24 protein-coding genes are annotated in these 23,347 nt (G+C 72.0%); 8 read left to right on the forward strand and 16 right to left on the reverse strand.

Translation table 11 applies throughout. The features are described from left to right. Positions 1–19 precede the first annotated feature (19 nt). The 5 genes from ACZ7MX_RS25955 to ACZ7MX_RS25975 all read left to right on the forward strand — a co-directional run bounded on the left by ACZ7MX_RS25955 (position 20) and on the right by ACZ7MX_RS25975 (position 4,885). A complete protein-coding gene (locus ACZ7MX_RS25955) occupies positions 20–1,228 on the forward strand; it encodes a S8 family peptidase (RefSeq protein ID WP_472135633.1) in 1,209 nt (402 codons plus the stop codon). Between the two features lie 176 nt (positions 1,229–1,404). Further along, complete coding sequence (locus tag ACZ7MX_RS25960; RefSeq protein WP_472135634.1) at positions 1,405–2,025, forward strand: TetR/AcrR family transcriptional regulator; 621 nt, start codon at positions 1,405–1,407, stop codon at positions 2,023–2,025. Positions 2,026–2,234: 209 nt separating this feature from the next. Further along, positions 2,235–3,611 carry an MFS transporter gene (locus tag ACZ7MX_RS25965; protein ID WP_472135635.1) on the forward strand — a complete coding sequence of 459 codons (1,377 nt, stop codon included), beginning with the start codon at positions 2,235–2,237 and terminating at the stop codon, positions 3,609–3,611. A 67-nt stretch (positions 3,612–3,678) separates the two neighbouring features. Then, a complete protein-coding gene (locus tag ACZ7MX_RS25970) occupies positions 3,679–3,819 on the forward strand; it encodes a hypothetical protein (protein ID WP_472135636.1) in 141 nt (46 codons plus the stop codon). Next, complete coding sequence (locus ACZ7MX_RS25975; protein WP_472135637.1) at positions 3,785–4,885, forward strand: glycosyltransferase family 2 protein; 1,101 nt, start codon at positions 3,785–3,787, stop codon at positions 4,883–4,885. Before ACZ7MX_RS25970 ends, ACZ7MX_RS25975 begins: the two co-directional genes overlap by 35 nt. Before the next feature lie 65 nt (positions 4,886–4,950). On the opposite strand, the gene ACZ7MX_RS25980 is transcribed toward ACZ7MX_RS25975, so the two are convergent. Beyond that, the gene (locus ACZ7MX_RS25980; RefSeq protein ID WP_472135638.1) at positions 4,951–5,985 is read right to left on the reverse strand and encodes a LacI family DNA-binding transcriptional regulator; all 1,035 of its coding nucleotides are present in this window, start codon (positions 5,983–5,985) and stop codon (positions 4,951–4,953) included. Positions 5,986–6,127: 142 nt separating this feature from the next. Between ACZ7MX_RS25980 and ACZ7MX_RS25985 the strand changes: the two genes are divergently transcribed. Together ACZ7MX_RS25985 and ACZ7MX_RS25990 are read left to right on the forward strand one after the other, a co-directional pair. Further along, positions 6,128–6,445: a hypothetical protein gene (locus tag ACZ7MX_RS25985; protein WP_472135639.1), complete on the forward strand. Its 318-nt coding sequence runs from the start codon at positions 6,128–6,130 to the stop codon at positions 6,443–6,445. A 26-nt stretch (positions 6,446–6,471) separates the two neighbouring features. After that, the gene (locus ACZ7MX_RS25990) at positions 6,472–8,154 is read left to right on the forward strand and encodes a glycoside hydrolase family 13 protein (RefSeq protein WP_472135640.1); all 1,683 of its coding nucleotides are present in this window, start codon (positions 6,472–6,474) and stop codon (positions 8,152–8,154) included. 159 nt (positions 8,155–8,313) lie between these two features. Here the strand turns inward: ACZ7MX_RS25990 and ACZ7MX_RS25995 are convergent, their stop codons facing one another. The 15 genes from ACZ7MX_RS25995 to ACZ7MX_RS26065 form a co-directional block, all read right to left on the reverse strand. Continuing rightward, positions 8,314–9,162 carry a sirohydrochlorin chelatase gene (locus tag ACZ7MX_RS25995; protein WP_472135641.1) on the reverse strand — a complete coding sequence of 283 codons (849 nt, stop codon included), beginning with the start codon at positions 9,160–9,162 and terminating at the stop codon, positions 8,314–8,316. Positions 9,163–9,166: 4 nt separating this feature from the next. Next, a complete protein-coding gene (locus ACZ7MX_RS26000; protein ID WP_472135642.1) occupies positions 9,167–10,114 on the reverse strand; it encodes an ABC transporter permease in 948 nt (315 codons plus the stop codon). Further along, positions 10,101–10,907 carry an ABC transporter ATP-binding protein gene (locus tag ACZ7MX_RS26005; RefSeq protein ID WP_472135643.1) on the reverse strand — a complete coding sequence of 269 codons (807 nt, stop codon included), beginning with the start codon at positions 10,905–10,907 and terminating at the stop codon, positions 10,101–10,103. Before ACZ7MX_RS26005 ends, ACZ7MX_RS26000 begins: the two co-directional genes overlap by 14 nt. A 36-nt stretch (positions 10,908–10,943) precedes the next feature. Further along, positions 10,944–12,053, reverse strand: a complete 1,110-nt coding sequence (locus ACZ7MX_RS26010; RefSeq protein ID WP_472135644.1) for an aliphatic sulfonate ABC transporter substrate-binding protein — start codon at positions 12,051–12,053, stop codon at positions 10,944–10,946. 213 nt (positions 12,054–12,266) lie between these two features. Then, positions 12,267–13,622 carry a sulfate adenylyltransferase subunit 1 gene (locus tag ACZ7MX_RS26015; protein WP_472135645.1) on the reverse strand — a complete coding sequence of 452 codons (1,356 nt, stop codon included), beginning with the start codon at positions 13,620–13,622 and terminating at the stop codon, positions 12,267–12,269. A gap of 2 nt (positions 13,623–13,624) precedes the next feature. Then, positions 13,625–14,575, reverse strand: a complete 951-nt coding sequence (gene cysD / locus ACZ7MX_RS26020) for a sulfate adenylyltransferase subunit CysD (RefSeq protein WP_472135646.1) — start codon at positions 14,573–14,575, stop codon at positions 13,625–13,627. After that, positions 14,572–15,105, reverse strand: coding sequence for an adenylyl-sulfate kinase (gene cysC, locus ACZ7MX_RS26025; RefSeq protein WP_472135647.1), 534 nt, complete (start codon positions 15,103–15,105; stop codon positions 14,572–14,574). The genes cysD and cysC overlap by 4 nt, the downstream gene beginning before the upstream one ends. A 20-nt stretch (positions 15,106–15,125) precedes the next feature. Then, complete coding sequence (locus ACZ7MX_RS26030; RefSeq protein ID WP_472135648.1) at positions 15,126–15,818, reverse strand: phosphoadenylyl-sulfate reductase; 693 nt, start codon at positions 15,816–15,818, stop codon at positions 15,126–15,128. Further along, the gene (locus ACZ7MX_RS26035; RefSeq protein WP_472135649.1) at positions 15,815–16,000 is read right to left on the reverse strand and encodes an eL43 family ribosomal protein; all 186 of its coding nucleotides are present in this window, start codon (positions 15,998–16,000) and stop codon (positions 15,815–15,817) included. Before ACZ7MX_RS26035 ends, ACZ7MX_RS26030 begins: the two co-directional genes overlap by 4 nt. A 31-nt stretch (positions 16,001–16,031) precedes the next feature. Further along, the gene (locus ACZ7MX_RS26040) at positions 16,032–17,729 is read right to left on the reverse strand and encodes a nitrite/sulfite reductase (protein ID WP_472135650.1); all 1,698 of its coding nucleotides are present in this window, start codon (positions 17,727–17,729) and stop codon (positions 16,032–16,034) included. Between the two features lie 214 nt (positions 17,730–17,943). Beyond that, the gene (locus ACZ7MX_RS26045; protein WP_350257049.1) at positions 17,944–18,027 is read right to left on the reverse strand and encodes a putative leader peptide; all 84 of its coding nucleotides are present in this window, start codon (positions 18,025–18,027) and stop codon (positions 17,944–17,946) included. A 92-nt stretch (positions 18,028–18,119) separates the two neighbouring features. Next, positions 18,120–18,725, reverse strand: coding sequence for a GNAT family N-acetyltransferase (locus ACZ7MX_RS26050; RefSeq protein ID WP_472135651.1), 606 nt, complete (start codon positions 18,723–18,725; stop codon positions 18,120–18,122). A 157-nt stretch (positions 18,726–18,882) separates the two neighbouring features. Beyond that, positions 18,883–19,548, reverse strand: coding sequence for a class F sortase (locus tag ACZ7MX_RS26055; RefSeq protein ID WP_472135652.1), 666 nt, complete (start codon positions 19,546–19,548; stop codon positions 18,883–18,885). Between the two features lie 167 nt (positions 19,549–19,715). Further along, entirely contained in the window at positions 19,716–20,576 is an 861-nt protein-coding gene (locus ACZ7MX_RS26060; RefSeq protein WP_472135653.1) for an LLM class flavin-dependent oxidoreductase, read from the reverse strand. Between the two features lie 342 nt (positions 20,577–20,918). Next, complete coding sequence (locus ACZ7MX_RS26065) at positions 20,919–22,217, reverse strand: helix-turn-helix domain-containing protein (protein WP_472135654.1); 1,299 nt, start codon at positions 22,215–22,217, stop codon at positions 20,919–20,921. A gap of 343 nt (positions 22,218–22,560) precedes the next feature. Here ACZ7MX_RS26065 and ACZ7MX_RS26070 point away from each other — a divergent pair, with 343 nt between their 5' ends. Continuing rightward, positions 22,561–22,986 carry a hypothetical protein gene (locus ACZ7MX_RS26070; RefSeq protein ID WP_472135655.1) on the forward strand — a complete coding sequence of 142 codons (426 nt, stop codon included), beginning with the start codon at positions 22,561–22,563 and terminating at the stop codon, positions 22,984–22,986. Positions 22,987–23,347 lie beyond the last annotated feature (361 nt).

Genomic DNA, 23,347 nt, shown 5'->3' on the forward strand with positions numbered 1-23,347 from the left:
AACGAGGAGAACCCTCGCAATGGCTCACAAGCGTTCCAGCAAGAAGCGGCTCGTCACGGCGATAGCTGCCGCGGTGGCCGCGACTGGTATCGCCACCGTTACCGCGGTGACCGCGGGCGCATCGCCCGCCCCCGCCGAAGGCAAGATCTACGGCGCCCAGGCCAAGGGTGCTGTCAACGGCAGCTACATCGTCATGCTGAAGAAGTCGGTCCGTACGGCCGAGAGCGGCGATCTCGCTTCCAAGTACGGCGGCAAGGTGAAGCGCACCTTCTCCTCCGCCATCGACGGCTTCTCGGCCAACGGTCTGAGCGCCGAGGAGGCCAAGCGCCTCGCCGCCGACCCGGCCGTCGACAAGGTCGTCCAGAACAAGAAGTTCCACATCGACGCCACCCAGGACAACCCGCCGTCGTGGGGCCTGGACCGCATCGACCAGGCGGACACCAAGGGCGACAAGAAGTACAACTACCCCGACAGTGCCGGTGACGGCGTCACCGCGTACGTCATCGACACCGGCGTCCACATCAGCCACAAGGACTTCGGCGGCCGCGCGTCCTACGGCTTCAACGCCATCGACGGCAGCAACAAGGCCGAGGACGACAACGGCCACGGCACCCATGTCTCCGGCACCATCGCCGGTGAGGCGCACGGCGTCGCCAAGAAGGCCAAGATCGTGGCCGTCAAGGTCCTGGACGGCCAGGGCTCCGGCACCACCGAGCAGGTCGTCGCCGGCATCGACTGGGTCACCAAGAACCACAAGGGCCCGTCGGTCGCCAACATGTCCCTGGGTGGCGGCGTGGACGAGGCGCTCGACGCGGCCGTGAAGAAGGCCATCGACTCCGGTGTCACCTTCGGTGTCGCGGCGGGCAACGAGGGCGCCGACGCGGGCCAGAGCTCCCCGGCGCGCGTCAAGGAAGCCATCACGGTGGCCTCCAGCACCAACAAGGACGAGCAGTCCGACTTCTCCAACTTCGGCAGCGTGGTGGACATCTACGCTCCCGGTTCCGACATCACGTCGGACTGGAACAGCGGCGATGACGCCACCAAGACCATCTCGGGTACGTCGATGGCGACCCCGCACGTGGTCGGTGCCGCCGCGGTCTACCTCGCGGGCCACAAGGACGCCAAGCCCGCCGACGTCGAGAAGGCGCTGACCGGCGGCGCCACCGCCGACAAGATCACCAACCCGGGTCAGGGAACGCCCAACAAGCTGCTGAAGGTCGTCGAGTAGGACCTCGGCTCCCCGTTCTCCACGCCGGCCGTCGCGCTCGCCCCCACGGGGCGCGGCGGCCGGCGTCGTCGTGTCTGCCGCTCCTCGGTGTGGGTGGTCGGCCGTTTCCCGGCGTGCGGGCTCCGGTTCCCCGGCGCGGGTAGACACTGTCTACTCACGCCTGGTAGACAGTGTCTATGTCAACGTCTCCCCCTGCGAACCCCGCGAACGAGGAACCCGCCCAGGACGCGGGCCTGCGCGCCCGACTGGTCGAGACCGGTGTCGAGCTGGTGGCCAGAGAGGGCGCACAAGCGCTGTCACTGCGGGAAATCGCCCGCCAGGCAGGGGTTTCGCACGGCGCCCCGCGCCGCTACTTCCCCACGCACCTCGACCTGCTCTCCGCGATCGCCCGCCGGGGCTTCGCCGACCTGGCCGCCCGGACCGCCGAGGTGCTCGACGGCGACGACGCGTCGCCCCGCGCCCGGCTCACCTCGCTCGCCCGGACCTACCTCGACTTCGCCCTGTCCGAGCGCGGCATGTACGAGCTGATGTTCCGTCACGACCTGCTGGAGAGCAACCGGCTCGGCCTACGGGACACCAGCCTCCCGCTCTTCCAGGTACTCGTGGACCTGATCGCCCGGATACGGCCGTCCGCGGACACCCCGCCCTCGGTGGTCGCGGGCGCCCTGTGGGGGAACCTGCACGGCGTCGCCCAGTTGTGGGGATGGGGCAGCCTTCCGCTCGCCACCGGCTCGGACGACATCGAACCGCTGCTGCGCGCCACCCTCGACGCGCACCTCGGACCGGAGGCCCGATGACCGCCCCTCCGCGCTCCTCACGGGGCGGCCGTGCCGGTGACCGTTCCTCGGCGGATCGCAGCGACGCCGACCGCTCCTCAAGGGGCCGCGGTGAGGCCGTAGCCGGAAGTCATCCGCCCGCCGCCTCACCTCGCCACCGCCCACCCCGCGCCTCCTCCCGCTCCGGTCGCCATCGCCGTCTGGTCCTCACCGGGAGCATCACCGGAGCGGTGATCGTCGCCCTGGACGGCACCGTATTGACCATCGTCCAGCCGGCCCTCCAACGGGAGCTGCACGCCTCGTTCGTACAGGTCCAGTGGACCAGCACCGGCTACCTCATCGCCGTGGCCGGCCTGCTCGTCCTCGCCGGCCGGCTCGGCGACCGCTACGGCCACCAACGCCTCTTCGCCCTCGGCATCCTGGGCTTCGGCGCCGCATCCGCGGGGATCGGACTGGCGCCCGGCATCGGCTGGGTGATCGCACTGCGCATCGCGCAAGGCGTCTTCGGCGCGCTGCTGCAACCGGCCACCCTGGGCATGCTGCGCGCCACGTATCCACCGGACCGGCTCGCCATGCCCCTGGCCCTCCGTACCAGCGCCATCGGTCTCGCGGCCGCGGCCGGCCCGGTCCTCGGCGGGGCGCTCTCCGCTCAGTTCGGCTGGCGCGCCGTCTTCTTCCTCAACGTGCCGCCCGCGCTGGTCGTCGGTGTCCTGGCCCTGGTCGCCCGCGTGCCGACGCGACCGCACCCCCACCACGCCCCCGACCCCACGACCCCACCACCCGCATCACCCCCGCCGGCCCGCTCCCCCCTCGACCTCCCCGGAGCCGCCCTCCTCTCCCTCGCCCTCCTGTGCCTGGTCCACACCCTCGTCGTGCTCCCGGAATCCGGCTGGACCGCGGTCACTCTGGTCACCACCGGGGCGGGAGCGGCCGCCTGCGGCGCCTTCGTCCGCCATGAACGCCGTACCGCGAGCCCCCTCATCCCGCCCACGGTCCTCACCTCACGCGCCGTGGTCTTTGCTCTCTCCGTCCTGCTGTGCGCTTCCGCCGGCCTGTCCGGCGCGCTCTTCGTCGGCTCGTACTTCCTGCAGAACGTCCTCGGACTCGACCCGCTCCAAAGCGGCCTGCACGTACTGCCCCTGGCCGTCCTGATGGTGCTGAGCGCGCCTGCCTCGGCCGTACTCCAGCGCCGCTACGGTCCCCGCCGGACCACCCTCACGGCCATGGCTCTCCTCTCCGCCGGCATCCTGCTGCTCTCCCAACTCACGCCTGGCTCCGGTGCGTTGACGATCGGCGGCGGTTTCGCCCTGCTCGGTGCGGGATTCGGCACGGTGATGGTCAGTGCGACGGCGGTCATCGTGCGCCATGTCCCCGTGGCTCACGCAGGAGTGGCCGGCGGACTCCAGCAGACCGCGATGAACATCGGCCCGACGCTGGGGGTCGCCCTCGCGACCATGCTGACCGCCCTCACCTCCGCGATGAGCACCACGCTCCTCGCCCTGGCCGCCGTCGCCGCCACCGGCGCCCTGGCGGCCTGCGGACTACCCCTCCGCAACCACACGAAGGCAGCCGAGCAGGAATCGGCATCCCCAACCCGCCCGAGCTGAAAGCAAGTTATCCACAGGAGGAACCCTCCGGAACCAAGAATCGCTCCCTCCGACTACCGTCGGTGACATGCACGGAGGACTGCCGTTCATCGGCATCAGCACCATCGTCTACGGCGTCATCGGTCTGGCCGGTGTCGTCATCACCGCGATCCGCACCAAGGGGGGAGCCCGTCATGCGCACCATCACCGCCATCGTTCCTGCTCATAACGAGGAGGAGGGCCTACCGGCCACACTGGAGTCACTCGCCCGGCAAACGGTCCCGCCCGACCGCATCCTGGTGGTGGACGACGCCTCCACGGACCGCACGGGCGAGGTGGCGGCATCACACGGCGTCACGGTCTTACGCCCGCCGCGCAACCTCGGCAGCAAGGCCAAAGCCCAGAACTACGCCCTTCCGCACTGCACCACCGACCTCGTCCTGGCCGTCGACGCGGACACCGTCCTCGCACCGGACTACCTCGAAACCGTTCTGCCCGCCTTCGACGACCCCACCGTCTCGGTCGCGGCCGGTACGGTCCGCACCCGCCACACCCGCACACTCTGGGAACGCGGACGGTCCACGGAATACCTCTTCGGCTTCCACTGGCACCGCCCCATCCAGGCCCGCGCCAACAGCCCCATGGTCTGCTCCGGTTGCTGCTCGGTCTTCCGCCGCGACGACCTCATGACCTTCGGCGGCTTCCCCGAACGCACCATCGTCGAGGACATGGACTACACCTGGTCCCAGCAGATCGCCGGCAGACGCGCGGTCTATGTCTCCGACGCCGTCGCCCTCGCCGCCGACCCGGAGGACCTCACCTATCTCCGCAAACAGGTCTGGCGCTGGATGGCGGGCTTCTGTCAGAACGTCCGCCTCCACCTGGGGAGTCTGATCCGCCACAAACCCCTGCTGGCCCTCTGGGTGCTCCTCGCGCTCCTGGAGATCGTCACCGCACCGTTCTGGTGGGCGACCCCCTTCGTGACCGCGGCGACCACCGGCCGGCCGCTCGCCGTCACCTTCGCCTGGTGGGTCGGAGCCGAGCTGCTCCTGACCGCGCCACCCCTGATCTACGCCGCCCACCGCCGCAAACTCCCGCTCGGGGGCGTCCTGTTGAACCTCCCCTGCGTCTACGCCACCAAGACCGTCAACCTCGTCTACGCCTGGAAGGCCCTCCTCGTCGAGCTCGTCCTGGTCCCCCTCCACCTGGCCCGCGGCCTCACGGTCTACGAAAAGGGCCGAGCCGACACCCCGACGGGACAGACGGTACGAACGGCTCCTGCCGGGGCGGCGTAAAGGAGAAAGTCGGCGGCATCGGGCATCTGCGCCAGCGCCTCGGCCCGCTTCACACTCGTTGCCTTCTACGCTCCCGCCGCCGGCGGTGGCGCCGTGGTGCGGCGGGGGACGAGGTGGGTGGGCAGGACGATGTGGCGTTCGGCGTCGCCGTCGGTGTCGTCGATGACCGAGCGGGTGAGGCGGACGGCGGTGCGGCCCAGCTCGGCGGCGGACTGGGCGAGGGTGGTCAGGCCCATGAGGGCGGACATGACGTGGTCGTCGAAGCCCATGACGGAAATCCGGCCGGGGACCGGGATGTTGGCCTCGCGGAGGGCGGCCAGAAGGCGGAACGCCAGGTCGTCGGTCTCGGTGAAGAGCGCGGTCGGCGGGGACTGCAGGCTCAGCAGCCGGCCCACCGCGGCGGCCATACCACTGCCCTTCCAATCGGGCACGCTCATGACGAGGTCGTCGTCGTGCTCGATGCCCGCCTCGGTGAGGGCGCGCAGATGGCCGGCGAGCCGGTTCTTGCTGCTCCAGGCGAAGCCCGTCTCGTCGGCGGTCTGGAGGAAGGCGATCCGCCGGTGCCCGAGGTTGAGCAGATGGCGGGTGCCGCGCAGGGCGGCCTCCTCGTCGTCCACGTAGACGCTGGGCCGGCCGGGGGCGTGCTGGCTGACGAAGACCAGCGGCATGCCCAGGTCGTCGAGGCGGGCGCGTTCGGCGGGGGAGAGCGCGAAGCTCACCACGAGGAGGGCGTCGGCGTTGCGGCGGGCGGGCAACCGGTCGAAGAAATCGGCGCGTTCCTGGACGTCGGTCACGCTGTAGACCAACAGGTCGAGACCGGCGTCGCGCAGGGCGGGGGCCATGCCGGACAGCGTGGCGCTCAGGAACCACGACTCCAGGTGGGGCATCAGGACGGCGACCCGGCCGGTGCGGCCGGTGACGAGGCTGGAGGCGCTGCGGGTGATGGCGAAGGAGAGCTCGCGGGCGGCCGCCTCCACCCGGGCCCGGGTGGTCTCCGACACCGTCGGCAGGCCGCGCAGGGTGCGCGAGACGGTCGACACCGAAACCCCCGCCCGATGGGCCACATCGGCCATCGTGGCCTCGCTGCGAGCTGAGGACATGCCGGGACGCTAGCACAGACGGGCGATGACAGCGCTGGCAGCGAGATCGCTTGAGGAATCTCTGTCCCACCGCCCGTTGACCTGACCGCAAGCACACTCCTAGCCTGCAAGCGCTGTCACACAGCATGCAGGCAACCAAGACGTGAGGAGCACTCCGGGCGGGATCTTCACCTTCACCGCGCCCTGGTCGGAGTTCCTGCCGGCGCTGACGTTCAACAGTGAGGACGGGCACCGCACGGTTCCGGTCGGAATCGTGCTTTTCCGCAGCCAGTGCACCGTCCCCTACGGGACGCTGTGCGCGGGGGCCGTGGCGGCCACCCCGCCCATCGGCGTCCTGGTCATGAACTTCCGCCGCTCGACCGTCCCGGGCATGACCTCAGCGGCGGTGGGGGCGGTAGGGCGGTCAAGGGATCCCCCACCAGGGGCGCCGCTCCTCCCTGCCCGTCGACCCATCCGGTGACACACCCGCTACCGAAAGGCAGCCACGTGACCGCACAGCACCTCGGCCCGGACCCCGGAACGACCGGCCGCAGCAGCCGCGACTGGTGGCGGCAGGCCGTCGTCTACCAGGTGTACCCGCGCAGCTTCGCCGACTCCGACGGTGACGGCATCGGCGACCTCCCCGGTGTGACCTCCCGGCTCGGCCACCTCGCCGACCTCGGAGTGGACGCCGTCTGGCTGAGCCCCTTCTACCCCTCCGAACTGGCCGACGGCGGCTATGACGTCGCCGACTACCGCGACGTCGACCCGCGGCTGGGCACCCTCGACGACTTCGACGCGATGGTCACCGAGGCGCACCGCCTCGGCCTCAAGGTGATGGTCGACATCGTGCCCAACCACTCCTCCGACCAGCACATCTGGTTCCAGGAGGCGTTGCGGGCCGGCCCGGGGTCCGCCGCGCGGGAGCGCTACGTCTTCCGCGAGGGCAAGGGCGCACACGGCGAGGAGCCGCCCACCGACTGGGTCTCCTGCTTCGGCGGCCTCGCCTGGACCCGGCTGCCCGACGGCTGGTGGTACCTCCACCTCTTCGCCCCGCAGCAGCCCGACTTCAACTGGGACAACCCCGAGGTCCGCGCGGAATTCCGGAAGACCCTGCGCTTCTGGTCGGACCGCGGCGTGGACGGCTTCCGGGTCGACGTCGCGCACGGCCTCGCCAAGGACCTGGCGGCGCCGCTCCGCGACATCGGCACCGTCGAGAGCTACCAACCGGACGACCTGCCCGAGGACGGCAGCCACCCCTTCTGGGACCGCGACGAGGTGCACGAGATCTTCCGCGACTGGCGCACGGTCTTCAACGAGTACGACCCCCCGCGGATCGCGGTCGCCGAGGCCTGGGTGCGCAACTCCCGGCGCACCGCCTACGCCACCCCGCAGGAGCTGGGCCAGGCGTTCAACTTCGACTTCCTCAGGGCGTCGCTGCACGCCGGGGAGCTCCGGTCCTCCATCGACACCGCACTCGCCGACGCCCGGGCGGCCGGCGCGACCGCGACCTGGGTGCTCTCCAACCACGACGTGATTCGGCACGCCTCCCGGCACGGCCTGCCGGACGGCTGCGACGAGGAGGCATGGCTGCTCTCCGACGGGCAACTCCCGGTCGTGGACCGGGAGTGGGGCCTGCGCCGGGCGCTCGCCGCGACCCTGCTGATGCTGGCACTGCCCGGCGCCGGCTACGTCTACCAGGGCGAGGAACTGGGCCTGCCCGAGGTCGCCGATCTGCCCCGCGAGGCCCTGCAGGACCCGGTGTGGACGCGCAGCCGCGGCCGGTCGAAGGGCAGGGACGGCTGCCGGGTGCCGCTGCCCTGGCGGCGCGACGGAAGTTCGTACGGGTTCGGCAGCGGCGGGTCCTGGCTGCCGCAGCCGCCGGGCTGGGGCGAGCTGTCCGCCGAGGCCCAGCAGGGCGATCCGGCCGCGCCCCTGGAGCTCTACCGCACCGCGCTGCGCATCCGCCGCGGGCTGCTCGCCGACGAGGCACTGGAGTGGATCGGTGGCCCCGAAGCGGTGGCCGGCGGACTGCTGCACTTCCGCCGCTCCGGCGGCTGGGAGTGCCTGACCAACCTCTCGGACACCGCCCGACCGCTGCCCGAAGGCGAACTGCTGCTGTTCTCCGCGCCGTTGAGCGGCGACCGGCTGCCGCCGTGGACGACGGCCTGGGTACGGACGGCCGCCTGAGCCCGGGTGCCGGACCGGTGGCCCGCGGGGGGCTTGGGTACCCCTAGGGGAGGGTCGAACAGATCCCGTAGGGGATGCGGACGCCCCTTGCAGACCTCAACTCGGCGGGCGGGGGAGGGTATTCCCGACATCTCCACCCCGCTCCACGACGCGTGGCTGTCAGGCGATCAGGGACGGCAGGTCGCCGCGGGCCCGGGCCGCCAGCGACTGGTCGTAGCGCCGCAGCAGCAGCCGGGCCAGCTCGGGGGCGTCGCCGAGGACCGGCGCGAGGACGTCCGCCCGGGCCTCCCGGGCGCCGGACGCGATCCGGTCCGGGAGGAAGCCGGGGGCGATGACGTAGGGGGCGACGGCCACCCGCGCCACGCCCTCGGCCCGCAGGGCCCGTACGGCGTCGGCCGTACGGGGCAGAGATGCGGAGGCGAACGCAGGTCGCACGGCACACCAACCAGCGGTGCGCCGCCACTCCCGCGCGATTTCAGCGATCACTGCGATCGCCTCCGGGTCTGAGGAGCCCGCCGAGGCCAGCACGACCCCGGTCGAGCGACGGTCCCCGGGTCGCAGCCCGGCCTCCGCCAGCCGGCGCTCCAGCGCGGCGGTCAGGAGGGTGGACGGGCCGAGCACCTCGGCCTGACGGATGGCCAGCCGCGGCAGCCGGGCGGCCGCCTCGCGCAGCACCGCCGGGATGTCGGACTTCGCGTGGAACGCCCGGGTCAGCAGCAGCGGCAGCGCCACCACGCCCACCCGTCGCCCGCCACCACCCCGGGACGAAGGCTCCCCCGGACCCCGTCCGCGGGGACCCCCGTCGCGCCATCCCTCGGCCTCTCCCTCTGCCGCCAGCCGCTCCAGCACCCGGGGGACCCGGGGTGCGTTGAAGTCCAGATGGCCGACCTCGACACGCAGCCCGGGCCGCAGCGACCGGACGCGCGCGCAGAGCGCGGCGACGGTCGCCGCGTGCCGCGGGTCGCGGCTGCCGTGGGCGATGACGAGGAGAGTGGGACGTGCGCTCATGGGATCAGTTCTTGACCAGGAGACCGCGGCTGCGCAGCACCCGCCGCTCGATCGGCGCGAAGATCAGCAGCTCGATGCCGATGCCGACGACGAGGATGAGGAAGATCGCCGCGAGCACCCAGGACATGTCCTGCAGCTCCCGGCCCTGCTCCAGCAACTGGCCCAGACCGGTGCCCAGATCGGGCGCGTTGACGATCAGCTCGGCGGCCATCAGGGAACGCCAGGAGAACGCCCAGCCCTGCTTCAGGCCCGCCAGGTAGCCCGGCAGCGCGGCCGGCAGCAGCACATGCCGCACCCCGGCCAGCCCCGTCGCGCCGATGGTGCGGCCCGCGCGCAGGTAGAGCGGCGAGATCTGGTCGACGCCGGACACCAGGCCGTTGGCGATGGACGGGACGGCGCCGAGCAGCACCACCGCGTAGATCGTGGCGTCGCTCAGCCCGAACCAGATGATCGCGGCCGGCACCCAGGCCACCGACGGCAGCGACTGCAGACCGCTCAGGATCGGCCCGATCGCGGCCCGTACGACCTTGACCCGGGCGACGATCAGCCCGAGCACCGTACCGATGGCGACCGAGGCCACGAAGCCCAGCGCACCGCGCGAGACACTGGTCCACACGAAGCCCAGCAGCGTGCCCTCCAGCCACTTCTGCTGGAGCGAGTGGGCGACGTCGACGGGACTGGGCAGCAGGTAGTGCGGCTTGAGCTGGAAGTGGTAGGCGACCTGCCACAGCGCCAGCACGACGACGACCGCGACGATCGGCGGGACCGCCTTCGACACGGCGGTCCGCAGCCAGGGCTGCCGGTGCACGACCTGGGATTCCAGGGCGTCGAGCCCGGCCTCCAGGCCGGCGAGGTCCGCGGCGGCACCGCCCTTCGCCGGGGTGCCGGAGGCGGCCGGGTCGTCGTCGGTCCGGGTGCTCGTGGACCCGGCCCGGGTCTCAGTGCTGGCCATGGCGGCGGATCTCCCCACGCAGCTGTTCGGTGATCTCGATGGACAGGTCGGCGACCGCGGCGTCCTCGATGCGCCGCGGCTGCGGGATGTCCACCTGCCACTCGCGGGCCACCCGGCCCGGACGGGAGGACAACAGGACCACCCGCTCGGCCAGCCGCACCGCCTCGCGGACGTTGTGCGTGACGAACAGGACCGACAGCTGCGTCTCCTGCCAGATGCGGGTCAGCTCGTCGTGCAGCACGTCCCGGGTGATCGCGTCCAGCGCCGCGAACGGCTCGTCCATCAGCAGCAGTTGACTGTCCTGGGCGAGCGCCCGGGCCATCGCCACCCGCTGGCGCATGCCGCCGGACAGCTCGTGCACCCGCTTGCCGTAGGCGCCCTTGAGGCGGACGAGTTCGAGCAGCCGCTCGGCCTCGTCCCGGCGCTCGGCCCGCGGCACCCCGCGCAGCCGCAGCGCCAGTTCGATGTTGCGGCCCGCGGTCAGCCACGGGAACAGCGCGTGTTCCTGGAACATCAGGGCCGGCCGGCCGCCCGGCGTCTCGATGCTGCCGGCGGACGGCGCGTCCAGACCGGCCACGAGGTTGAGCAGGGTGGACTTGCCGCAGCCGGACGCCCCCAGGAGGCAGACGAACTCGCCGGGTGCCACCTCGATGTCGATGTCGTCCAGCACGTGCTGCTGCGCGCCCGGGCGGCCGAACGACTTCGAAACGTGATCGATGCGAGCCGCGTACGGCACGGTGGTGCTCGTGTCCGCCGTGGCGGGCTGGTGCTTGGCGAGCGTGCTGGTCGTCATCGGTGTCACCTCCTGGGGGAGTGCGGAGCTACGGGCTTACTTGGTGCCGAGACCGGCGTCGTCGACCGGCTGCTTGCCCTCGGACTTGAGGACCTTGTTCAGCAGCGTGAGGTCGTAGATGCCCGTCAGGTCCGGCTTCTTCAGCAGGCCCGCCTTGACGGCGTGGTCGGCCTCCTCCTGGAGGGTGGCGGCCAGCGGGTCGTCGGTGATGTCGATGTTCTTGAAGGCCGGGTCGAGGACGTCGGCCGGCAGCGCCTTACCGGCCACGTCCGGCTCGGCGAGCTTGGCGTTGAGCGCCTTCTTCGCCTCGTCCGGGTGCGACCGGATCCAGGCGTTGGTCTTCACCGAGGCGCGCAGCACCGCCTCGACGGCCTTCGGGTGCTCCTTGAGGAACTTCTGCGAGACGATCATGTTCGTGATGACGAACTTGCCGTCCTTCCACAGCTTCTTCTCGTCCAGGATGGCCTTGCCGCCCGCCGCGACGAGCTTCGAGGCGGTGGGCTCGGGCACCCAGGCACCGTCGATCGAACCCTGCTCGAAGGCGGTCGGCGTCACCTTGTTGTCGGTGCGCTGGACGGTGACATCGCCCTTGCCCGTGGTGGCGTCGACCTTGTAGCCCTTGTCCGAAAGGAAGTTGAGCAGCGCCACGTCCTGGGTGTTGCCCAGCTGCGGGGTGGCGATCGTCTTGCCCTTGAGGTCGTTCAGCCCCTTGACCTTCTTGGGGTTGACGACGAGCGAGACACCGCCGGACGCCGAACCGGAGATGATCTTCAGGCTCTTGCCGTGCGACTTGGCGTAGCCGTTGATGGCGGGGGAGGGGCCGATCCAGCCGATGTCGATCGCGCCCGAGTTGAGCGCCTCGATCTCGGCGGGGCCCGCGTTGAAGAGGGAGGTCTTCACCTCGGTGCCGCCCAGCTCCTTCTGGAACCGGCCGCTCTGGAGGCCGATCAGCGGGGTGGCGTGGGTGGTGTTGCCGAAGAAGCCGAGCTTGATCTGATCGAGCCCGTCGGTCTTGGGTCCCTTGGGGGCGACCTGGTCGGAGGTGTCCTTCTTGGCCTCGGAACCGTAGCCGCAGGCGCCCAGCGCGCCGATCAGCACGGGGACGGAGACGGCGGCCGCCAGCAGGCGGTGTCGAACGGCAGACACGGAGGTGGTTCCTCTCGGAGGGCCGGGAGACTACGCGCCCTCTAGGGCGCGCCCGGCGGTGCGATGGATCTTCGGAAAGGGGGCGTGGGGGGTACGGAGTCGGGCATCGTCAGCACACACATCGGCCGACTCCGCCCTGTCCGCTTCCCATGGCGCCGCTGCCGATGCGGCCGCCCTCCTTGGCGAAGGTCGAGAACACGTCGTTCAGCATGCTCAGAAGTCCCATCCGTCGTCGTCCGTTTCCTCAGCCGGCGCCGCCTCGGCGGCCGCCTCCGCGAACGCGGTGCCCGCCATCCCGGCGGTCAGCGTCGTGCCGTCCGCCGGGTCGATCAGCAGGAACGAGCCGGTGCGCCGGGAGTCCGCGTACGCGTCCAGGGCCAGCGGCTCGGCCGTCCGGACCACCACCCGGCCGATGTCGTTGGCGGCCAGCTCACCGGGCGCCGGGTGCTGCGAGAGGTCGTCCAGCGTCAGCCGGGACGGGATGTCCTTGACGATCGCCTTGACGGTGCGGGTGGTGTGCTTGAGCAGCACCCGCTGTCCGACGGTCAGCGGACGGTCCGCCACATGGCACACGGTCGCCTCGACGTCCTGCGTGCCGGCCGGCGCCGCCGCCGTCGGGGCGATCAGATCACCGCGCGAGACGTCGATGTCGTCGGCGAGCCGGACGGTCACCGACTGCGGCGCCCAGGCGACGTCCACGGCCTGGCCGAGCGCGTCGATCCCCTCGATGGTGCTCGTACGGCCCGAGGGCAGCACCGTCACCGCATCGCCGACGCGCAGCACACCGGCGGCGATCTGGCCCGCGTAACCGCGGTAGTCGGGGTGCTCGGCGGTCTGCGGCCGGATCACGTACTGCACCGGGAAACGCGCCGGGTCGTCCGACGGATCGGCGACCACCGGAACGGTCTCCAGGTGCTCCAGCACCGTCGGGCCGCCGTACCAGTCCATATGGGCCGACGGGGACACGACGTTGTCACCGGCCAGCGCGGAGATCGGGATCGCGGTGATCTCCGGGACGCCCAGCGAGCCCGCGTAGGTCGTGAACTCCTCGGCGATCGCGGCGAAGACGGACTCCTCGTACCCGACCAGGTCCATCTTGTTGACGGCCAGCACGACGTGCGGGACGCGCAGCAGGGCGGCGACCGCGGCGTGCCGGCGGGTCTGCTCGACCACGCCGTTGCGGGCGTCGACCAGCACCACGGCCAGCTCGGCGGTCGAGGCGCCGGTGACCATGTTGCGGGTGTACTGCACGTGGCCCGGGGTGTCTGCCAGGACGAACCGGCGGCGCGGCGTGGCGAAGTAGCGGTAGGCGACGTCGATGGTGATGCCCTGCTCGCGCTCGGCGCGCAGCCCGTCGGTCAGCAGCGCCAGGTCCGGCGTCTCCTGCCCGCGGCCCAGCGAGGCCCGCTCGACGGCCTCCAGCTGGTCGGTCAGCACCGACTTGGAGTCGTGCAGCAGCCGGCCCACCAGGGTGGACTTGCCGTCGTCGACGGAACCGGCGGTGGCGAAGCGCAGCAGCGAGGTGGCGCCGGCGTCCACGACGGCCTGGGCGGCATGGGTGGTGCTCATGGTTAGAAGTACCCCTCGCGCTTGCGGTCCTCCATGGCGGCCTCGGACATCTTGTCGTCGGCCCTCGTCGCGCCCCGCTCGGTCAGCCGGGACGCGGCGATCTCGGCGATCACCTTGTCGATGGTGTCGGCGTCCGAATCGACGGCACCGGTGCAGGACATGTCGCCGACGGTGCGGTAGCGCACCAGACGGGTCTCGACCGTCTCGCCCTCCTTCGGGCCGCCCCACTCGCCCGGCGCCAGCCACATGCCGCTGCGGGCGAAGACCTCGCGCTCGTGGGCGTAGTAGATGGCGGGCAGCTCGATCTTCTCCCGGGCGATGTACTGCCAGACGTCCAGTTCGGTCCAGTTGGACAGCGGGAAGACCCGGACGTGCTCACCGGGCGAGTGCCGGCCGTTGTACAGCTGCCACAGTTCCGGGCGCTGCCGGCGCGGGTCCCAGCCGCCGAACTCGTCGCGCAGCGAGAACACCCGCTCCTTGGCGCGCGCCTTCTCCTCGTCCCGGCGGCCGCCGCCGAAGACCGCGTCGAAGCGGTTCTTCTCGATGGCGTCCAGCAGCGGCACGGTCTGCAGCGGGTTGCGCGTGCCGTCGGGACGTTCGCGCAGCTCACCGCGGTCGATGAAGTCCTGCACCGAGGCGACGTGCAGCCGCAGCCCGTGCTGCTCGACCGTGCGGTCGCGGTAGTCGAGGACCTCGGGGAAGTTGTGCCCGGTGTCGACGTGCAGCAGCGAGAACGGCACCGCGGCCGGCGCGAACGCCTTCAGCGCCAGGTGCAGCATGACGATGGAGTCCTTGCCGCCGGAGAACAGGATCACCGGCCGCTCGAACTCGCCCGCCACCTCACGGAAGATGTGCACCGCCTCGGACTCCAGCGCGTCCAGGTGCGACAGCGCGTACGGGGAGTCGCCCTCGTGCCCCGGGCCGGTCTCGGTGATGGAAGCAGCCGTGGTCACGCCAGGCCCCTTTCGGTGAGCAGCTCGTACAGCGCCGCGGCGGACTCCTGCACGGTCTGGGTGTGCGACTCGATGCGCAGATCGGGCGCTTCGGGAGCCTCGTACGGATCGTCCACGCCGGTCAGCCCGGAGATCTCGCCGGCCGCCTGCTTGGCGTACAGGCCCTTCACATCGCGCTCGGAGCACACCTCGACCGGCGTCGCCACGTGCACCTCCAGATACGCGGTGCCCTCGGTCTGGTGGCGCTTGCGCACCGCCTCGCGGCTGTCCGCGTACGGCGCGATCACCGGCACCAGTGCCTTGACGCCGTTGCTGGCCAGCAGTTCGGCGACGAAGCCGATCCGCTGGACGTTGGTGTGCCGGTCCTCGCGGGTGAAGCCGAGGCCCGCGGAGAGGAACTCGCGGATCTCGTCGCCGTCGAGCACCTCGACGCGGTGGCCCTCGCCGCGCAGCGTGCCGGCCAGCTCGTGCGCGATGGTCGTCTTGCCCGCGCTCGGCAGACCGGTCAGCCAGATCGTGGCGCCCGTCATGGATATCTCCTGCTGACTCGTCATCCGTGCAGCCCGCACTCGGTCTTGTTGCTCCCGGCCCAGCGGCCGGCCCTGGCGTCCTCGCCCTCCCGCACCCGCCGGGTGCAGGGCGCGCAGCCGACGGAGGCGTAGCCGTCCATCAGCAGCGGGTTGGTGAGCACACCGTGCTCGGCCACGTACGCGTCCACGTCGGCCTGCGTCCAGCGGGCGATGGGCGAGACCTTCACCTTCTGCCGCTTGGCGTCCCAGCCGACGACGGGGGTGTTCGCCCGGGTCGGCGACTCGTCCCGGCGCAGCCCGGTCGCCCAGGCGTCGTACCCGGTCAGGCCCTCTTCGAGCGGCTTGACCTTGCGCAGGGCGCAGCACAGGTCCGGGTCGCGGTCGTGCAGCTTCGGCCCGTACTCGGCGTCCTGCTCGGCCACCGTCTGACGGGGCGTCAGGGTGATGAGGTTGACGTCCATCACCTCGGCGACCGCGTCGCGGGTCCCGATCGTCTCGGGGAAGTGGTAGCCGGTGTCCAGGAAGACCACGTCCACGCCCGGGAAGGCCCGCGAGGCCAGGTGCGCGACGACCGCGTCCTCCATCGAGGAGGTGACGCAGAAGCGCGGACCGAAGGTCTCGGCGGCCCAGGTGAGGATCTCCAGGGCGGACGCGTCCTCCAGGTCGCGGCCCGCCTGCTCGGCGAGCTGCTGGAGATCGGTAGCGGTGGTCACGACGTACCTCCGTCAGGGGCAGGGGAGTTGGCGGACGTCCCGGGAGCCAGCAGGCCCAGGAACGTCAGCCGGAACGCGCGGCTGCAGGACCGGCATTCCCACGCTCCGTGGCCTTCCTCGGAGGGGCGCAGGTCCTCGTCCCCGCAGTACGGGCAGTAGAAGGGGGCAGCTCGCTCGCTCACTGCGCCTCCCGCTCGGCCATGAGGTGTTCGCTCACTTCAGCGCACCCTCTTCCGCCCGGGCGGCCCAGGTGGCGAAGCGCTCGCCGTCCTCGCGCTGCTCCTGGAAGTTGCGCAGCACCCGCTCGACATAGTCGGGGAGTTCGTCGGCGGTGACCTTCAGGCCGCGGACCTTGCGGCCGAAGCCGGCCTCCAGGCCCAGCGCGCCGCCCAGGTGCACCTGGTAGCCCTCGACCTGGTTGCCGTCGTCGTCCAGGACCAGCTGGCCCTTGAGACCGATGTCCGCGGTCTGGATGCGGGCGCAGGCGTTGGGGCAGCCGTTGAGGTTGATGGTCAGCGGCTCGTCGAAGTCCGGGAGGCGGCGCTCCAGTTCGTCGATCAGGGACGCGCCGCGGCCCTTGGTCTCCACGATCGCCAGCTTGCAGAACTCGATGCCGGTGCAGGCCATCGTGCCGCGGCGGAACGGCGAGGGCGTGATCTGGAAGTCCAGCGCCTCCAGGCCCGCGACCAGCGCGTCGACCTGGTCCTGGGCGACATCGAGGATGATCAGCTTCTGCTCGACGGTGGTGCGCAGGCGGTCCGAGCCGTGCGCGGCGGCGAGTTCGGCGATCTTGGTGAGGGTGGTGCCGTCGACCCGGCCGACGCGCGGGGCGAAGCCCACGTAGTAGCGGCCGTCCTGCTGCCGGTGCACACCGACGTGGTCGCGCCACTTCTGGACCGGCTCCTCGGGCGCCGGACCGTCGATCAGCTTCCGGTTCAGGTACTCGTCCTCCAGCACCTGGCGGAACTTCTCGATGCCCCAGTCGGCCACCAGGAACTTCAGCCGGGCGCGGTTGCGCAGCCGGCGGTAACCGTAGTCGCGGAAGATCCCGACGACGCCGGCCCAGACGTCCGCGACCTCGTCCAGCGGGACCCAGGTGCCCAGCCGCTGGGCGAGCTTGGGGTTGGTGGACAGCCCGCCGCCGACCCAGAGGTCGAAGCCGGGGCCGTGCTCGGGGTGGACGACGCCGACGAACGCCACGTCGTTGATCTCGTGGACCACGTCCTGGACCGGGGAGCCGGAGATCGCGGTCTTGAACTTGCGCGGCAGGTTGGAGAACTCCTTGCTGCCGATGTAGCGCTCGTGGATCTCCTCCACGGCCGGGGTGCCGTCGATGATCTCGTCCTCGGCGATACCGGCCACCGGGGAGCCGATGATCACACGCGGGCAGTCGCCGCAGGCCTCGGTCGTGGACAGCCCGACGCCCTCCAGCTTCTCCCAGATCGCCGGGACGTCCTCGATCCGGATCCAGTGCAGCTGGATGTTCTGCCGGTCGGTGATGTCCGCGGTGCCGCGGGCGTACTGCTCGGAGACCTCGCCGATGGCCCGGAGCTGGGCCACCGTCAGCCGGCCGCCGTCGATCCGGACCCGCAGCATGAAGTACTTGTCGTCCAGCTCCTCCGGCTCCAGGATCGCGGTCTTGCCGCCGTCGATCCCGGGCTTGCGCTGGGTGTAGAGGCCCCACCAACGCATGCGCCCGCGCAGGTCGTTGGGGTCGATCGAGTCGAAACCGGCCTTGGAGTAGATCGTCTCAATGCGTGTCCGCACATTGAGACCGTCGTCGTCCTTCTTGAACTGCTCGTTTCCGTTGAGCGGCGTGAAATGACCTACGGCCCACTGGCCCTCGCCGCGGTGGCGTCCGGCCTTGCGGCGGGTCGAAGCGGCTGCGGGACGGTCGGGGGAGGCGGCCATGGGTGTACGTCCTTCTGGGCGGGCGGGGGGATCGGGACCGGCGCCGGAGACCCGTGCCGACCTGCGCAGGCACACCGAAGCGCGGCGCGTGGGCAACGCGTCGGCGACAGCTGCGGGTCAAAGGGGGTTCCGGCGCGTCCGCGACGATGGGGACGGCGGGTGATCGGTGGTGCCGGGTGCTGTCCAGGGCCATCGGTCCTGGCTGGAAACAGCCTCAGCCCGCCCGACAAATGGCGCTGGACATGCGGCCGAGGTCGACGTGCCGCCGACTCACCAAGGCAATTCCAGCTCTGGACATGACGGAAGCGTGGCACGCCGCTCTCCGGCCAGTCCACCGCTATCCATGATGTGGACAACCCTGTCCCGTTTGGTGAGACAGGGTGACGTCGGTCACTTCCTGGCGGTCGACTGCGGCGGGAGGACGAGCGGCCCGGCGCCCGGCCAGGGGCCCGGCGCCGGCACGTCGGGCTCTTCGGTCACCGTGGTGTCGTACACCCGAAAGCCGCGGCGTTCGTAGTTGGCCATCGCGTGCTCACCGTCCTTGCTGCAGGTGTGCACCCAGACCCGCTGCGTCGACGGCCGGCCCGGCCACCGTTCGGCCAGGTCCCAGGCCCGCTCGATGCCGTACGTCAGCAGGTGGCCGCCGATCCGGCGGCCCCGGAAGGCCGGTATCAGGCCGAAGTAGACGATCTCCACCGAACCGTCCGGCGTGGCGGCCAGCTCGACGAACCCGGCGGGGGTGCCGCGCTCGTACGCCACCCAGGTCTCGACCCCCGGCCGCCCCAGGTACTCCGCCCACTGCGCGTACGACCACGGCAGCCGGTCGGTCCAGGTGACGTCCCCGCCCACCGCCGTATAGAGGAAGCGGCTGAATTCCGGCGAAGGCACCTCGGCCCGGGCGATCCGGACACCCTGCTCGGCCGGCGGTTCCTGCCCGCGGGACAGGTCGGCACGCGAGGTCTGTTCGAGGTACCAGGTGGTGACCGAGATGCTCATGCGGCCAATACATCACATCGAGGAGGGGTGCCGGGCGGGGCAGAGAGGGAGGGCCGGGTCCCGCGTCCCGGATGGTGAGATGACGGTTCGCATCGTGGGGCATTCCCGCATTCCCGGTCCTGCGGTCGACCACCGGCGCCTCGCACCCCGTACGTCCTCAGGCGCTCCCGGTCATCCTGGCGAAGACCACCACATTGCCCGTGTACCCGGACCCCGCCGCATACGGACCCCCGCAGGTCAGCACGCGCAGCTCGGGGCGCCCGGTGCTGCCGTAGACCTTACGGGCGGGGAAGTCGCGCTGGTCGAAGACCTGGACGCCGTAGACCTCGAAGACCGCGGTCCGCCCGTCCGCACGGATCACCCGGATCGTGCTGCCCTTCGCGAGACGACCCAGCCCGTAGAAGACCGCGGGCCCACTGTGGGTGTCGACGTGCCCGACGAGGACGGCGGTGCCCCGCTCCCCCGGGGAGGGCGCGTCCGCGTACCAGCCCGCCAGGTTGGGGTTCCCGTCCGGCGGGGCCTCGATCCAGCCGTCCTTGTCCAGGCCCAGCGGCAGCACCGGCGCGGACACCGCGAGCGACGGGATGTCGACCTCGGCCGGGGCCGAACGGGGCAGTGGCGCGGCCGCGGGGCCGGCCGCGCCACCGGGCACCACCGAGGTGGCGGCGCCCGGCTGCGGCGGCCCGTCCGGATCGTCCGACAGCCCCTGCCGCAGCATCCCGAACCCCACCAGACCGGCCAGCGCGAGCGCACCCCACCGCGGCCGGCGCGCGACCGCGGCGGCCTCCGCCGGCGCCGCCTCGGGCGGATCCGTCGGGCTCATCGCTCACCTCCCGCACGCCGCGGCCACCACCTTCATGGCCCGGTCGGCACGCTAGGCCGTGCCCACCCCGGCGGCGACACCGAAGGGCCGAACGGGTGCCGGCTCCGGGCTCGGTCACACGAGCGCCGGGTCGGCCGCGGTCACGCCGCGTCCCGGCCCTGGCCCGGTCACGCCGGGCCGAACACCGCGTCGGCGAGGCGCTCGACCTGGTCGGCGTCGGGCGACCAGCAGTAGAGCATCACCTCGTCCGCGCCGATCGCCCGGAAGGCGGCCACCGCGGCGCGGATCGCCGCCGGGGTGGTGAGCAGCCCCTTCACGACATGGTCCACATGGCCGCTGGGGCTGTAGTACGCATGCAGCTCGCGGCGGGCGCGGTCGAGCGTCTCCTCGGGGCCGAGGGCCGCGTTGACCTGCGCCACCAGCCGCGGTCGGCCGTCGCGTCCGGCCCGCGACCAGGCCGCCTCCACGTTCCGGAACAGGCCGTCCATGTGCTGCGGCGGCAGCGCGGCCCCGAGGAAGCCGTCGCCCCAGCGGGCCACCCGTTCCCTCACGGCCGGCACGAACCCGCCGAAAAGCACCTCGGGCCCACCGGCCCGGGCCGGCGCCGGCCCGACCGGGCCGACGTCCGCGGAGAGCGGCTCACCGGCCCACAGGCGCCGCAGCGTCGCCATCTGCGCGTCCAGCCGCCGGCCGCGGCTGCGGAGGTCGACACCGGCGGCCTGATAGTCGTCGTCCCGGCCGCCGATACCGATGCCGAGGGTGAAGCGGGAACCGGAGAGCAGATCGAGCGTGGCGGCCTGCTTGGCGAGCAGCGCGGTGCGGTGCAGCGGGGCGAGCAGCACCTCGGTCTGCAGCCGGATCCGGGAGGTGGCGCCGGCCAGGGTGGCCAGCGTGATCAGCGGTTCGGGGTTGGTGAACACCAGCCGGTCGAGCAGGGCGACGGTGCTGAACGGGGTGGCTTCGGCGCGCCGGGCCCAGCTCAGCAGCTGCGCGGGGTCACCGATGGGAAGGCCGAGTCCTACGGACATGGAAGTCCTCCAGAAGGAAGGGGCACCCGCCGGCCGGCGCGCACGCCACCGGCGCACGCGTCGTCCGGGCAGGCACGATCACGGATCGTCGTTGTCGCCCACTCATTCGGCCGCGCGTGCTTGCCGCGCCGGCTGCTCCCGTTCTGCGACGTCCTTCTGGAGAGCTCACGTCAGAGTGCGCTCACCTTAGGACGGGCGAGGGCGGGGCCGCATCCGAATTTCCGGCGCGGTTTTCGCCACGCCTTTTCCGGCGCGGGTTCGCCGTCCCACGGCAACGAACTCGCCGTTCCGCATTCCTCCGCGGCGCACTCCTCCCCCGCTGCGTCCCGCCGCACCGCCGGCTCAGGACGTGTGCCGCCCCCGCCGCGCCGCCGCCACCGCCGGCGCCAGCGAGTGCGGCAGCAGCCGCCCGGGCCGGGCCGGGAGCCGCAGCTCCACCTCCACCCCGTCGGCGAAGCGGTACGGCCGGTGCGCCAGCACGCTCCCCAGGTGGCGGCGCAGCCGGGACAGCTCGGCGCGCACCGTCACCGTACGCCCGGCGTCCCCGAAGAGGTCCTGGGCGAGTTCGGCCGCGGTCCGCCCCTGCGGCTGCGCGGCCAGCACGAAGAGCAGCTCGGCATGGCGCGGCGACAGCTCGTGCGACCAGCTGCCGGCCGGCCCGCTGACCGTGACCGTCGAGCCGTCCCGCCGGCTGACGTCCAGGACGACCCGGTTCGGCACCGGCTCCCGCTCCGCCCGCCCGACCCGGATCAGCCAGCCGCCCGGAAGCGGTTCCAGGGCGCACATGCCGTAGCGCGGCAACCACAGCGGCCCGGCCGCGGGCGCCTTCGGCAGCGCCACCCGGTCCGGCGGCGTCAGCCCCGTGACGCCCACCACCCAGCCGTTCGGATCGACCACCAGCGCCTGCCCGCCGAGCCGCGCCAGCACCGGCGCCGCGCTCGACCGCAGCCGCTCCAAGGACCGGTGGTGACGGCTGCGCAGCTCACCCTCGGCGAGCCGGGCGACCGCGGACACCAGCGAGAGCGTGGTGGGGTGGAAGGACTGCGCCGGTCCGCTGACGTCCACGGTCCCCAGCAGCCGCCCGTCCCGCGGATCATGCAGCGGCGCCGCGGCACAGGTCCACTGGTGGTGGCTGCGCACGAAGTGCTCGGCGGAGTGCACCAGCACCGGGCGGCGGGCCACCAGGGCGGTGCCGATGGCGTTGGTGCCGACGACCTGCTCCGTCCAGTCGGCGCCCTTGTCGAAGCCCAGCCGGTCGGCCATCCGCCGTACCGGCGCGCTGCCCTCCCGCCACAGCACGCGGCCCTCGGCGTCGGTGACGACCATGATCTGCTGCGCCGCGTCGGCGGCCGCCAGCAGCCCCTCGTTGAGCACCGGCAGCACCGCCGCCAGCTGCGACTGCTGCCGGCGGTGCTCCAACTCCGCGACGGAGAGCGGGCGTTGAGCGGGATCGGCGTCCGGATCGACACCGGAGTCCAGCGCCCGGCGCCACGATGCGCCGATCACCGCACGGGGGGAGTCGGCCGGGTCGCCGGGTGCCCCGCCGGCGAGCGCGGCCTCGCGGGCGGTGGCGAGCCGGCGGGCGGTGGCGCGGACTTCGTGGGCCGACCAGATGGCGCTGTCGATCGTGCTGTCGCTCACGCTGCTCTCCGTTGTGCACTGTCCCCTGGGGGGCGCCCCCCCGATCATGCCGGGCTCACGGGTTCACGGTCGGCCCGCCCCGGGAAGTCCCCCCGGTCCGTGCGCCCATGGTGCCGTCATCGGCCCGCCATGGAGGCGCCATTGCCCACATCGGCTCCGGGGAGTGCAACGCACTGCAACCGTTGTGGCCTATGACGGGTAAACGGGACTCTGGCCCGAGCGGCCGATGGCATCTCGCCACCGCGGATTCGCCGGTCACCCGTCGGAGAACCTGCCGGTTGTCGCCGGGAAGTCCATCGGCCGCTGTGCGACGTCGGTACGGTGCGGGGGAGGGGGCTCCACGGTGGCCGCTGCTCCGCGCGTCGTGGTGATCGGAGCGGGTGAGGGGGTACGAAGAGCACGAGCCGCCCGGCTGGCCGGCCACTATGCGATCCCCCTGCTGCAAGCGGTCGACCTGCTGATAAAGCGTCAGTTTCTGCCCGATGACGGCTATGTGATCGACAGTCCGCCGCAACTGCTCGACCGGGTGGCCGGGGCCGGCGGTCTGCTGCCCGTACTGGCCTTCGTCGACCTGGTGGTGCTGCTGCCCGGCGCGGGATCGAGCGGTACGGAAGAGACCTCCCGCGTACTGCGCTACTACGACGCGCGCGGGGTGCTGCTGACCGTAGGGGCGGACACCCCCGACGACGAGATCATCCTGGTCATCGACGCGGCACTGCGCGGGCGCGGCGACCCGGACGGCCCACCCGGGATGCCCTGGCGGCCCTGAGACGGGGGAGCGGTGCCGAGTCGGCGCGGCACCGCTCCCCGACCGGCGCGGCGGCGGTTCACCCCCTGTCCCCGTCCCTTCGCGAGGCCACGGCCCGAAGCGACGGGGAACCGCCGCCGCGCCGAGACTTCGGGGGCGGGCCCGGCGCGGCGTCACTACGCCGCGCCGGGAACCTCCTGCGCTGAGGAACCTCCTGCGCCGGGAATCTCCTGCGCCGGGAATCTCCTGCGCCGGGGAACATCCTGCGCTGGGAACCTCCTGCACATCCCGCGCCGGGGAACGTCCCTCGACAGGAATATCCCTCGCCGCCGCCTCGTTGTGGCCCCGCAGGGGGGCTTCGCGTCCCCTACGGGATCCGTTC

The organism is Streptomyces sp. NPDC107765 (genome assembly GCF_055657085.1).

What these genes read in the sequence shown, in the direction of transcription:
- ACZ7MX_RS26015 (WP_472135645.1), bottom strand. Translation starts at nt 13,622, where the DNA reads ATGAGCACCACCCATGCCGCCCAGGCCGTCGTGGACGCCGGCGCCACC.
- cysC (WP_472135647.1), bottom strand. Translation starts at nt 15,105, where the DNA reads ATGACGGGCGCCACGATCTGGCTGACCGGTCTGCCGAGCGCGGGCAAG.
- ACZ7MX_RS25975 (WP_472135637.1), top strand. Translation starts at nt 3,785, where the DNA reads ATGCGCACCATCACCGCCATCGTTCCTGCTCATAACGAGGAGGAGGGC.
- ACZ7MX_RS25955 (WP_472135633.1), top strand. Translation starts at nt 20, where the DNA reads ATGGCTCACAAGCGTTCCAGCAAGAAGCGGCTCGTCACGGCGATAGCT.
- ACZ7MX_RS26005 (WP_472135643.1), bottom strand. Translation starts at nt 10,907, where the DNA reads ATGACGACCAGCACGCTCGCCAAGCACCAGCCCGCCACGGCGGACACG.
- ACZ7MX_RS26045 (WP_350257049.1), bottom strand. Translation starts at nt 18,027, where the DNA reads ATGTCCAGAGCTGGAATTGCCTTGGTGAGTCGGCGGCACGTCGACCTC.
- ACZ7MX_RS25970 (WP_472135636.1), top strand. Translation starts at nt 3,679, where the DNA reads ATGCACGGAGGACTGCCGTTCATCGGCATCAGCACCATCGTCTACGGC.
- ACZ7MX_RS25995 (WP_472135641.1), bottom strand. Translation starts at nt 9,162, where the DNA reads ATGAGCGCACGTCCCACTCTCCTCGTCATCGCCCACGGCAGCCGCGAC.
- ACZ7MX_RS26050 (WP_472135651.1), bottom strand. Translation starts at nt 18,725, where the DNA reads ATGAGCATCTCGGTCACCACCTGGTACCTCGAACAGACCTCGCGTGCC.
- ACZ7MX_RS26040 (WP_472135650.1), bottom strand. Translation starts at nt 17,729, where the DNA reads ATGGCCGCCTCCCCCGACCGTCCCGCAGCCGCTTCGACCCGCCGCAAG.
- ACZ7MX_RS26060 (WP_472135653.1), bottom strand. Translation starts at nt 20,576, where the DNA reads ATGTCCGTAGGACTCGGCCTTCCCATCGGTGACCCCGCGCAGCTGCTG.
- ACZ7MX_RS25960 (WP_472135634.1), top strand. Translation starts at nt 1,405, where the DNA reads ATGTCAACGTCTCCCCCTGCGAACCCCGCGAACGAGGAACCCGCCCAG.
- ACZ7MX_RS25980 (WP_472135638.1), bottom strand. Translation starts at nt 5,985, where the DNA reads ATGTCCTCAGCTCGCAGCGAGGCCACGATGGCCGATGTGGCCCATCGG.
- ACZ7MX_RS26000 (WP_472135642.1), bottom strand. Translation starts at nt 10,114, where the DNA reads ATGGCCAGCACTGAGACCCGGGCCGGGTCCACGAGCACCCGGACCGAC.
- ACZ7MX_RS26055 (WP_472135652.1), bottom strand. Translation starts at nt 19,548, where the DNA reads ATGAGCCCGACGGATCCGCCCGAGGCGGCGCCGGCGGAGGCCGCCGCG.